Origin of the sequence: Tenacibaculum sp. M341, from assembly GCF_004337695.1 — a bacterium.
In the GTDB taxonomy this organism is placed as follows: Bacteria; Bacteroidota; Bacteroidia; order Flavobacteriales; family Flavobacteriaceae; genus Polaribacter.
On record NZ_SJXJ01000005.1, the window covers coordinates 101,664 to 114,599 of the forward strand.

At 31.2% G+C, this 12,936-nt stretch carries 4 protein-coding genes; all 4 read right to left on the reverse strand.

Going from position 1 to position 12,936, the window contains the following annotated elements:
* Positions 1–22: 22 nt before the first annotated feature.
* Positions 23–883 carry a hypothetical protein gene (locus EYW44_RS06990; protein WP_132722952.1) on the reverse strand — a complete coding sequence of 287 codons (861 nt, stop codon included), beginning with the start codon at positions 881–883 and terminating at the stop codon, positions 23–25.
* 15 nt (positions 884–898) lie between these two features.
* Positions 899–1,594 (reverse strand): Ig-like domain-containing protein, encoded by a 696-nt coding sequence (locus EYW44_RS06995; protein WP_165872177.1) that lies wholly within the window; start codon positions 1,592–1,594, stop codon positions 899–901.
* 127 nt (positions 1,595–1,721) lie between these two features.
* Positions 1,722–11,180, reverse strand: coding sequence for a fibronectin type III domain-containing protein (locus tag EYW44_RS07000; RefSeq protein WP_132722954.1), 9,459 nt, complete (start codon positions 11,178–11,180; stop codon positions 1,722–1,724).
* Between the two features lie 110 nt (positions 11,181–11,290).
* The gene (locus EYW44_RS07005) at positions 11,291–12,922 is read right to left on the reverse strand and encodes a pyruvate dehydrogenase complex dihydrolipoamide acetyltransferase (protein ID WP_132722955.1); all 1,632 of its coding nucleotides are present in this window, start codon (positions 12,920–12,922) and stop codon (positions 11,291–11,293) included.
* Positions 12,923–12,936 lie beyond the last annotated feature (14 nt).

The following is a 12,936-nucleotide window of genomic DNA, read 5'->3' on the forward strand; positions in this document are numbered from 1 at the left end:
TGTTTAAAAGAAATGATATTTGTTACTTAATATCAAGGAATATACCTCCTGAAAAAGAAGGACTAGCTGCAATAATTCTTCCTGAGAAAGCGGAGTCGAAACTTAATGAAACACCTAGCTTTTTAGTTATATAGTAGGCTCCTTCAAAACCAAAACTACTATATTCAATATTGTTTGCAAAAATGCTACCATTACCACTAATAGCATTTAAAGTTCCATTTTTAAGTGATTTAACCACATTTATACGTGTAATTAACCAAAATTTAGTGTCAAATAAGTTAATACCCGCTTCTAAACCTGTTCTAAATTCATCAGAAAAACCTTCTGAACGATTATTATATCCTAAATAAGATTTAGCGTAAAAAGGTAAATTATTAATAGAAGTAGCGTATCCTAAAGACGAAGATAAAAACTGATTAAATTCTCCATCTCCTGTCTGAAAACTTCCATCAGTACCACCAGTTTCGTTTCCGGTAGGTAAACCTAATAAAAGTTTTATGTCAGCAGCCCATTTTCCTTTTTTATAAAGAGCATATCTAACCCCGAAATCAATGTCTCCAAAAGAGCTTAAAGATTCTCCATTTTCAATAATATCACCTGTAGTTCCAGAAACTACGTTATTTTCACTTACAGATGAAAAAAATGGAACATAGGCAATAACATCAAGTTTGTCTATAATACCGTATTCAGCGTAAATATTAGTATTGAATTGTGTTCTGGTAGTATTAGGATCTTTAGCACCTGTATCTGTAAAATGTTGATCGTAATTTAAATACCATGCGGATAATTTATAGTATCCATTTCCTTTACCTTTTGTCCATTGGGCAAAAGAATTTGTCGTTAAAAGAATGGTAAATATGATCGTTATAATAACTTTTTTCATTTTTGTTAGTTTTTGTTATTGAATTTCTGCGTCACCTACTTTTACACCAAAAGGTTTACACCAATACAAAAGATGTGAAAAGTCATTAATTCCTGTGTCTCTTATAATATAGGTATGTGCTCCATTAAATACCGATACTGCTTCTATTTCTTTAGCATTGTTTACAGTATTTTTATTGTTTGTTAAATAAAGGTATAGCCCAGGCAAAGCAGTTGAGGCTCTATAGTCATCATTTATACGCAGTTCTAAATCGTTAGTTCCTTCAATCTCTTTAATAGTAAAAGTACCAGTTAAAACATAACTACTAGTCGTTGCAATTGTTCCTGACTTTTCCTCAATACTACCACTGTTATCAACTTGCGCAGTTGTTATTGTTATATCATTAGTTTCTGTAATTGTTTTTCCTTCCTCAGTGTCTACAGATGCAGTAATGGTTACTTGCCCTTCTGCAATACCAGAAACTAATCCAGATGCTGAAACAGTAGCAATATTATTATCAGAACTAGTCCATGTTATAGGAAGGTCAACTAATTTCCCGACGTTATCGGTGTATTTTGTAGTGTATTGGTAAGTTTCACTAACGGTTAATTCTTCTATAGGATTTGTAATACTGAAGTTTTCATCTTGCCTATCATTAATAACATCATCTTGAATACAACTCTGTAAAAAGAATAATACTAAAGGAAGCATAAAGATTTTTAATTGTTTCATCATTTTGGGTTTTGATGAACTTTCTGTCGATAAAAAAATAAAACCTTTACAAATAATCTACTTAAAAAAGCAAAAAGCTGTCTAAAAATTAATTCAGACAGCTTTTTTAAAATGAATATAAAATCTATTATTTTATTTTAACAACTTTAAAAACACCACTCTTCTTGTTAGAAAAAGCTTTAATTAAATAAGTTCCAGATTCTAATCTAGAGAAATCTATATCTGTTGAAATATCATTGATTTTTTCAGTAATTAGCTTTTGACCAATTAAATTATATACTTCAATTTTAGTGAGTTCAGTATCATTATTTTGAATTGTTAAAATACTTTTTACAGGATTTGGATAATATTTTAACTTACTTATATCTAAGTTGTAATTATTAGTTCCTAGTGTACTAAGATTATCTATTTTTATGTCGTCAATTAAAATATTGTTATCAGAAGAAGTGTTAGTTTCGTTTTCAGAAACTATAAATTCTATTTGAATATTTTCTTCATCACTAATAAAATCATTAAGATTAAAAGTATACAATTTCCACCCGTCTTCGGTTTCTTCTTGTAATTCTAAAACAATATAAGAATTGTTAGAACTATCATTTAGTTTAACCTCTAATTTATTGTATTCGTTGTTGATAGAGTTTCTACTAAATACAGCAAATTGTAAAGTAGGAGAATCTAAATTAGAAATATTAATGAAATTTGTTTTTAGACTATTTGTTGCACTTGAATTTGTTGAGTTAGTACTATTTATCCATGCATAATTTGAGTCATTACCTTCGCTATTGTCTGCAACATTATTAGAATCGTACACAGCATTTGTGTTAAAATTCCATTTTTTATCTCCATTTTCTATCCAACATGATGGAGTAGTAGAAGAAAGGAATTTTTCGTGAAAGGGAGCAAAGTTAGCTTGACAAGTAGTTCTAAATTTAAAAGTACCTATCCAGTCACTACTTCCTCTATCTGAATTTTCATTACAATTAGATTTAATTCCATATTGGTATATTTTATTAGGTTCTAAATCAGTGAAAGTAAAACTGGTATTGTCAACAGTGTAATAATCTATGATAATATCGTCACTTCCTAATATGATATCCCAAGATTGTTCATCACCTCCCGCATCCCATGTTATAGTTGCTTCATTAGTTGTGATATTAGTAGCAGTAGGGTTTAAAGGAATAGGGCAGTCATATTCACAAATTACTGTAGCATCCCAACCTATAGAGTTTCCATTATCATTTGAAATGAATTGGAAAGTTAAAGAACCTTCAGAGTTTGTAGCAACTATTTCTTCAGGGCTATTTGTACCTGTGTAAGTTCCAATTAAAGGAGCGTTGATATCTGAACCATCATAAATAGATAGAGAATCACAACAACTTTCCAAATCAAACGTATTAAAAATTACACTAACTCTATCTGCTCCTGTTATTGGAGTAATAGTTTCTGTGTAGTTTTCATTATTATTATAGTTATTAAATTCTCCTCCGGTATCATAAAAGTGATCTCCATTACAATAATTTGACCTAGTGGTAAAACTAGTTTTTATATTGTTACTGCTCTCATTATTACAACTTGCTTTAACATATACATCATATGTAGTTTGTGAGTTTAAGTTAGATACTATTGTAGGTTGTTGTGTAGTTTCAATAATAGTTCCTGTTCCAAGAGTAAATCCACTTTCACCATATTCAATAATCCAATTTGTTTCTGCACCACTAGTTTCCCAATTTATTGAAGCACCATCGACAAAAGTTTCTTCTACACTAATGTTTGTAGGGTTTGGACAGGTGTTACTATTACAAATAACTGTAGCGTCCCATCCAGAATAAGTAACAGAATGATCTGAGGTAAACTTAAAGGTTAATGCCCCTGAGGAATCAGAAGAAGTAATAATACCTGGATTGTCATTTCCGTTATAGCGACCAATTAATGGAGCATTAATATCTGATCCATCATATATTGATAAATAATCACAACAACCTTCCAATTGGAAACTATTGAACTCAACAGTAACTACACCATTTGCCGTACTAGGGAAAATAGTCTCGATATAATTTTCGGAATTAGAATAAGGGTTGTTAGGACCTCCACTGTCATAAAAATGATCTCCATTACAATAGTTAGGTGTTGTTTTTTTAGTAAAAGGACCTACCCATTCTGAATTGCTATCATTAGAACATTCAGATCTAATGTAAAAATCATAAACAGTATCAGAATTTAAGTCAGTAATAGTATGTGTATTATTACTAATGTTATTTTGTGTACCTGACCCTAATGAGAAACCTTGAGCTCCATATTCTATTGTGTATTGTGAAATATTAGTATTGTAATTTTCCCAGTTTACATCAACTGAACTTTCTGTTATTCTATCAAAAATAATATTTGTAGGTTTAATACAATCAGGTTTTTCAATTACACTAATATCATCAATGGCAATATGATCGTTAAAATTACCATTTGAAGATGCTCTAAATCGTATTTGTATTTGACCTATATAAGCAGATAAATCTATAAAATGTTCTGTCCATGAATCATTGTTAGACTCTTGTTGTTGTCCAGTCAGAACAAATATACCTTCATTCCAAGTTCCATTATTAAAAATATCTACTTTTAAACTACCAATATTTTCTCCATACATAAAAGTAAAAAAGTTTAAAGAAGGCGTGTTTAAAGAGGATATATCTATTATAGGTGATAATAAATTAGCTTCATTAGAAACAATACTGTTATTTGATTCAGCACTGAAATATTTATTTCTAGAACTAGTTTGATTAGGTCCTGTAGTGTTACTTTGTCTAGAATTTTGAGTGGCCCAATAATAATTATCTTGAAGGATTTGAGGATTACCGCTCCAACAATCAGCAATTACCGAATTAGTGTTTTGATTTTCTACATCATAATACCATGGAGCAGAAAAAGTACTACAAGGTGTTTTAATTTTTATAGGACCGATAAAATCACTATCATCCTCTCCTGGATTATTACCACAAGTAGATTTGATATAGATATCTATCTCAGAGTTAGAAGGTAAATTTTCTAAAGTATAATTATTTGAATTAGTAATAAAGGTAGTACCAGAACCAACAGTAAAACCAGTAGCACCGTATTCAACAATCCAAGAAGTACCATTACCATTGGCTGTCCAAGATAAATCAACAGAAGTATCAGTAACATTAGTATAGGTTAAATTCGATGGTTTAATGCAGTTAGGTAAGTTATAAACATTAATGTCATCGATAGCTATTTCATTATTATTGTTACCATTAGAAATAGTTCTAAAACGAATTTGAATTTGACCAGTATAGTCTGATAAATCAACAAAATGTTCTTCCCAAAAGTCGATACTAGATTCTTGTTGTTGACCTTCGATAACAAAAATATCCTCATTCCATGTTCCATTACTAAAAATGTCTATACGTAAGCTACCAATATTTTCACCATACATAAATGAATGAAAGTTAAGTGTAGGGGTAGTTAAAGGAGAAATATCAATTATTGGAGAAAGCAAATTAGCTTCATCTCCAACTGAAGCGCTAGAATTTCTAGTATAAAAATACTTATTCCCAGAGTTAGCTTTATAGGGACCAGTAGTTCTATTTTGATTAAAATTAGAATAAGCAATTTGCCAATAATAATTCCCTGTAAAAAAATCTGGGTTAGTAGACCAACAATTTCCTGTTACTGAACCTGTATTTTGATCTTCAATGTCAGTATTAAATGGAGCAACAAATACATTACAAGGGGTATTGATTTTTAAAGGACCAATACTATCACTATCATTTTCTCCTGGATTATTACCACAAGTAGATTTAATATAAATGTCTATTTCAGAATTAGAAGGTAAATTTTCTAAAGTAAAGTTATTACTATTTGCCGTTACTGTAGTACCAGTGCCTGGTGTAAAATATGAAGTTCCATACTCTACAATCCAAGAAGTTCCACTACCATTGGCTGTCCAAGATAAATCAACAGAAGTGGCAGTAATATTACTGAAAGTTAACTCTGATGGTTTAATACAGCTAGGTAGGTTGTATATATTAATATCATCAATAGCAATTTCATTATTGCTGCTACCATTACTGATAGCTCTAAAACGTACTTGAATTTCATTTGAATACGCAGATAGATCGATAAAATGTTCCTCCCATAAATCTCTACTATATTCTTGTTGTTGACCATTTATAAGAACAACATCTTCATTCCATGTTCCATTATCTAAAATATCAACATGTAAACTGCCAATATTTTCACCATACATAAAAGAGTGGAAATTTAGAGTAGGGGTCGTTAATGAAGAAGTGTTTATAACAGGAGATAATAATATGGCTTCGTCATTGGTTGAACTACCATAATCTCTTGTGCTAAAGTATTTGTTTCCTGTGTTAGCCTGATAAGGACCAGTATCTCCTTCATAAAAGTTTGAGTTTTTGGCTTCCCAAAAATAACTACCTTGATAAAGTTCTGGTTGAGCACTCCAACAATTATCTGTTATAGGGTTGACATTTTGGTTCTCTACATTAAAGTTATAGGGAGCGTTGAAAACCCCACATAGTGTTTTAATTTTTATAGGTCCAATATTATCACTATCATCTTCACCAGGATTGTTTCCACAGGTAGATTTAATATAAATGTCTATTTCAGAGTTAGTGGGTAAATTTTCTAATGTGTAATTATTAGTGTTTACAGTAATTGAAGTTCCTTCTCCTACAGTATAATCTGAACTACCATATTCTATTATCCAAGAAGTTCCATTACCATTAGCTGTCCAAGATAAATCAACCGAATTTGCAGTAATATTAGTAAAAACTACATCTGAAGGAGTGATACAGTTTGGCATATTGTAGATGTTAACATCATCAATAGCAATTTCATTATTGTTATTACCATTAGTAATTGCTCTAAATCGTACTTGAATTTCATTAGTATATGTAGATAAATCTATAAAATGTTCTTTCCAAAAATCGTTACTAGATTCTTGTTGTTGACCATTCATAATAAAAACATCATTATTCCAAGTTCCATTATTATAAATATCTACATGTAAGCTACCTATGTTTTCACCATACATAAATGAGTGAAAGTTTAGAGTAGGAGTGGTTAAAGAAGAAATATCAATTAATGGAGTTATTAAAGAAGCTTCATTATTATTGTTAGAGCCGCTATAGTAGTTGCTAGTAGTAAAGTATTTATCTCCACCGTTAGCTTTGTATGGACCAGTAGAACTGTTGTAAAAACGTGAGTTTCTTGTTGCCCAAGAATAATCAGCTTGATAAAGTTCAGGTTGTCCACTCCAACAGTTTTCTATTACAGAGTTGGTGTTTTGAATTTCTACATCAAAGTTATAAGGAGCAACAAATGCTGCACATGGTGTAGTGATTTTAATAGGACCAGCATAAGTGCTATCATCTTCATCAGGATTATTTCCACAGATAGATTTTATGTAAATTTCAACTTCAGTTTCAGAAGGTAATCCTTCTAATGTAAAATTATTTGAGTTTGCTGTTACTGATGTTCCTGTACCTAACACAAAATTAGGAGTGCCAAATTCAATAGCCCAAGAATTTTCATTACCATTAGTGATCCAAGATAAATCGGCTGTAGTACCAGTTATATTAGAAACTTCAATATTTGAAGGCTTAATACAGTTAGGTAAATTGTAAATGTTTACATCATCAATAGCAATATCATTATTATAGTTACCATTAGTAATAGCTCTAAATCGTACTTGTATTACACCTGTATATGTAGATAAATCGATGAAATGTTCTTCCCAAATATCGTGAATAGATTCTTGTTGCTGACCGTTTATAACCATAATGTCTTCATTCCAAGTACCATTATTTAAAATGTCAACATGTAAACTACCTATAAACTCACCATACATAAAAGAATGAAAATTAAGAGTAGGAGAGGTTAAAGATGTAATATCAATTAATGGAGTCATTAAAGAGGCCACATCATTAATAGAACTGTATCGGTCTCTAGTAGTAAAATAGTTATTACCAGTATTAGCTTTATATGGACCAGAACTATTAGATGTATTAAGTCTAGAAGATTGAGCTTCCCAAAAGTACCCACTGTTGTATGTTGTAGGTTCTCCATTCCAACAATTTTCTATAGTCGTATTAGTGTTTTGATCTTCTACGTTAAATGCATACGGGGCTGTATAAATACCACATTCTGGTGTAGAAATGGTAAGTGGTCCTACAGCAAAACTATCATCTTCACCAGAAGTATTACCACAAATAGCTTTGATATAGAAATCATATGTGGTAGAAGTATTTAATGAGTTTATTGTAATAGGATTAGTTGTCGTAATTACTTTAGTTCCTTCTCCTATATTGAAGCTTGAAGGACCGTATTCAATTTCCCATTGATTTTCAGAACCGTTTGAAGACCATGATAAATCTACAGAATTTCCTAAAAGATTATTATAGGTAAAATCCTCAGGAGAAAGACATGAAACTGTAATACAATTAACAGAAGCTTCCCATCCAATATCATTGATAATATTGTCAGAAGTAAAAACAAAAGTAATACCTTGATTTGGTTTTGAACGTATTGTGCCAGGAGAATTTAAACCTGTAAACGAACCTATTAAAGGAGCATTTGTGTCATTTCCATCATAAATAGTTAAATAATCATAACCGTTTTCTAACTGAAATACTTCAAAATCAATTTCAACAACGTTACCGCTAGTTGGTAGTATTAAAGTTTCTATGTTCTCAAGATTTTTATAATTACCACTTTCACCTCCAGTGTCATAAAATTTATCACCATTACAGAAATCTCCTAAAGTACTAAATCTGTATGGACCAACCCATTCGCTGTAATTTGAGGAAGAGCATTGAGCTCTAACATATACATCATAACTCGTTGAAGAGTTTAAGTTTGTTAACGAATAAGATTGTGTTGATGTTAATACTCCAATTCCTTGAGGAGTTTCACCAGTATTAATTACTTCTATTTCCCAATTAGAACTGGCTGTATCTGTCCATGTAATATCAGCAGAATTAATTGATATATTGTTAGCTAAAATGTTACTAGCATTGCTACATATTGTTTCAAAAGAAAAAGTATTAGAAAACTCACTTTCACTGCATAAATTTTCTCCTTTTATTCTCCAATAGTACCTAGTATTAAAGTTTAAATTTGTATTTATAACGTAAGAGTTTTCTTCTGTTGAAGTAGATTCAATAATATTGTTGAATTCCGTGTCTAAAGCAATCTCTACAGAATAATTATCAATGTTATCGTCTTGATTCCATTCTAATTTCGTAGCTAAATTATTAATTTCAGTACTATTGTTTTCAGGTAAAGAAAGTATAGGAGATGCTATTTCTGACTCAAAAATGTTGAATGATAGCGGTATGCTTCTCTCAGTAGAGTCGGAAGATCCAATAACATTAAATGTTATTTCACTATTAACATTGTTGTTTGTTCCAGAAATAGTTAACTTTATTGGTGTGTCATTTTCGCTGGCATTTGAAGGTTCAAAAGTAGCATTTAATCCATCAGGTAAATTATCAACGCTAAAAAAAGTGTTTTCATTAAAACCTAAAAACGTTTTATAATTAAAGTTGTATTCAATGTTATTAGGTTTACATACTTCTAATTCTGTTTCTGAAAAGTTCATCACAAATTCAGATATTTGGATAGAAATATTTGAAGAGTTTATAGCATAGAAAATATTATTTGTAGGTTTTACCATAATTCTAGCCTTATCAGTTCCTTCAGGTATTGAAGGAACAATAATATTTGCTAAACCATTATTAGGTTTGTTTGAAGCTAGCGTATGAGTGTATGTATAACCACCATCTGTAGATAGTAAAATGTCAACATTTTCAGCATTAATAGGAGCTTGGTTTGTTCCAGCTACATCCCAAGTGATTGTTTTGATTTGACCTGCATTCCAATTAATATTATTTCTTTGTGATGTTACTTTGAAAGCTCCTCCATTATCAATAACTGAGATAGTCATTGAGTCAGAAGCAGTTTTTGGTCCTGCGGTAGCATTGTCTCTAACTGTTAAAACAAAATCTAATGTTCTAGCAATAGAAGGTGTTACTTCCCAAGTAGGTGTTAAATTACCGTTGACAACATCTTCAATTTGAGGCATGTATCTTACCGGAGAGTTTACAGGTAGTTTTGATCTATATAAAGGTCCTAAAGCCCAGTTTGATTGTGGTGTATTAGTTGAAAATGGGTTTTCAGGATTGTTTTGTTCCCAACAATAGGTAAGAGATGTATTATCATCTACATCATCAGCACTTCCAGTTAATATAAAAGCTGTAGAAATAGGAATTATATAATCTTCACCGGCATTTACAGTTGGAGTATTATTATTTGTAGGAATTAATTCTGCACAAGCACTACCATTACGAGTCCATTCTAAAATATCTCTGATATCTACATAATTAAAATAATCGTCAGGGTTTTCTTGTACGTTCGGAGCACATATTCCAGCATAGCCCATAATAGAGCTACCACTACCAGGTTCTACCTCACTATTATTACCACTACGACAATTTGGGCTACTTTGAACATGGTAACCACCGAATTGATGCCCAAATTCATGAGAGGCAATCATGTCAAAATGATCAGAACTAGGATCTGTGTGAGCAGTAAAAGCACTACCTTTTGAACCATCAGTACATACACAAGCGATACATCCAGCATTACCATATATTCTTGTTGAGTGAACATATAAATGCCCAACATCATAATTATCACTACCTATGTTATTGTCTAATGTGGCTTGTAATTGTTCGTTATAATTATCTGCAGAAAAAGGGTCAGTAGTTTCGTCAAAAAATATTAATTCATCATTATTGTCAATTAACTCCATGGTTACTCCAAAGTCTCTTTCAAAAATCCCATTAATTCTAGTTAAAGAATTATTCATGGCAGCTAGAACTACTGCTTTTTTTTCCTGGTCAGTAGTTTCAGAACCTGTTAAGAAAAAATTAGAATATTCACCAGTTGCAGCTATTGCTACTCTATATTTTCTTAAATAATTATCATTTGACAAGTTTAATTGACTTTTGTTATTGCTAAAAGCCTTTTTAACTTTATCAATAGTTGAACATTCAAAATCAGAGGAAAAGTCAACTTGCCTTTTGTTATAATAAACGTAATTGTTAGACTTTTTTGCGATAGGGTTTATAATTATAGTACCTTTATTAGTTGAAACGTACGCATGTAAACTTTCAGAGTTAGAATAACTAAATCGTGCAGTTTTATTAGAAGTTATACTTTTAGCAATAAAAGACTTTATTGAAGGGAATTTAGCACTCAGTTTGGGGCTAAAGTTGGATGCTTCGAAAATTTGAAAAACTTCAAACTTATTATTACTAACAGGTAGTGTGATTTCGCGTGAAGAGTTTTTAAACTGATTTCTTTTAGGCACATTTTTAATAATAGATGAAAAATGTGCTGTGTTTAATCTTAAATAATTATAATTATCTGAAATGTAACTTGATTTTTCAGATAAAGAAATATTAGTTGCTGTTTGCCAAATTTGTTGAGCATACGATTTAAAAATAAAGATGCACGAAATGGCTAGAAAAAGTAGTTTTCTATTCATAGACTTTTTTTAATTTAATTTTTCAATTACAGTTTGCAAAGTTAAATAAAAAAAGCTCTGATTATCAATCAGAGCTTTTATTTTTTTATTAAATATTGTTTTAATACAAGTTACGCAAGCATAGTAACAGGATTTTCAATAAAAGTTTTTAAAGTTTGTAAAAACTGAGCACCTACAGCGCCATCAACAGTTCTGTGATCGCAAGCTAAGGTTAATTTCATGGTATTACCAACAACTATTTGTCCGTTTTTAACTACTGGTTTTTCAACAATAGCTCCAACAGATAAAATAGCAGAGTTAGGTTGGTTTATAATTGATGTAAAGCTTTCTATACCAAACATACCTAAATTAGATACAGTAAAAGTACTACCTTGCATTTCGTCAATTTTAATTTTCTTACTTCTTGCTTTTCCTGCTAAATCTCTAACAGAAGCACCTATTTGTGTTAAGCTTAAAGCGTTTGTGTGTTTAACGACAGGTACTACTAAACCTTCATCTACAGCTACAGCAACACCTACATGAATATGACTGTGATATTTTGTAGTATCATCTGACCAAGTAGTATTTACTTGTGGATGTTTTTGTAATGCCATAGCACAAGCTTTCACAACCATATCGTTGAAAGAAACTTTTACGTCTGGTATTGCATTAATAGTTTTTCTAGAGGCAATAGCATTATCCATATCCACTTCTATATTTAAGTAGAAATGAGGAGCTGAAAATTTAGAGTTACCTAAACTTTTAGCTATTGCTTTACGCATTTGTGAATTTTTAACTTCTTCAGTTTTTTCTTCACCAGCTATAGCAAAACTAGTAATAGCAGATGGAGTAGAAGTTGTAGATGCTGTTGTTTGAACTTCAGTTTTAGCTGAAGGAACATAATTTTCTACATCTTTCTTTACAATTCTTCCGTTTTCACCAGATCCTTTAATATCTGCTAGGTTATAACCTTTGTCTTTAGCTATTTTCTTAGCTAAAGGAGAAGCAAAAATTCTAGCCCCATTAGCAGAATTAGAAGTAGTTTCAGTTACATTTAAAACAGCTGACGTATTTTTTGAATCAGTGTTTTTCTCTTCTTTTTTTGGTTCGCTGGGTACAGCAGTAGTGCTCCCACCATTTTTATGTGCGTTAATAACAGCCGAAACATCAGTTCCTTCATTACCAATAATAGCTAATAAACTATCAACAGGCGCACTGTTACCTTCTTCTATACCAATATGTAGTAAAGTACCTTCATAGAAAGACTCAAACTCCATAGTAGCTTTATCTGTTTCTATCTCAGCTAAAATATCTCCTTCTTCAACCTTGTCTCCAACATTTTTAAGCCAAGATGCTACGGTACCTTCTACCATAGTGTCACTTAAACGAGGCATGGTAACTACCTGAACTCCTTCAGGTATAGAAGTCTCGCTAGTAGTTTCTACTTTAGCAGGCTCTTCTTTTTTGGTTTCAGTTGCTTTTTCTTCTTTAGCATTACTGTTTAAAAGAGCAGAAAAATCTTCTCCTTCATCTCCAATAATAGCTAATAATGTGTCTACAGGAGCTCCTTCACCTTCTTGAACACCAATATGTAATAATGTTCCTTCATGGAAAGATTCAAACTCCATAGTAGCCTTATCTGTTTCTATCTCGGCTAAAATATCTCCCTCTTCAATTTTATCACCTACTTTTTTTAACCAAGAAGCCACAACTCCTTCTTCCATTGTATCGCTTAAGCGAGGCATATTAATTACTGTTGCCATTGTTACTTAATTTA

Excerpts from the sequence above, each read along its gene's own strand:
- EYW44_RS06990 (WP_132722952.1), bottom strand. The coding sequence starts at position 883 with ATGAAAAAAGTTATTATAACGATCATATTTACCATTCTTTTAACGACA.
- EYW44_RS07000 (WP_132722954.1), bottom strand. The coding sequence starts at position 11,180 with ATGAATAGAAAACTACTTTTTCTAGCCATTTCGTGCATCTTTATTTTT.
- EYW44_RS07005 (WP_132722955.1), bottom strand. The coding sequence starts at position 12,922 with ATGGCAACAGTAATTAATATGCCTCGCTTAAGCGATACAATGGAAGAA.
- EYW44_RS06995 (WP_165872177.1), bottom strand. The coding sequence starts at position 1,594 with ATGAAACAATTAAAAATCTTTATGCTTCCTTTAGTATTATTCTTTTTA.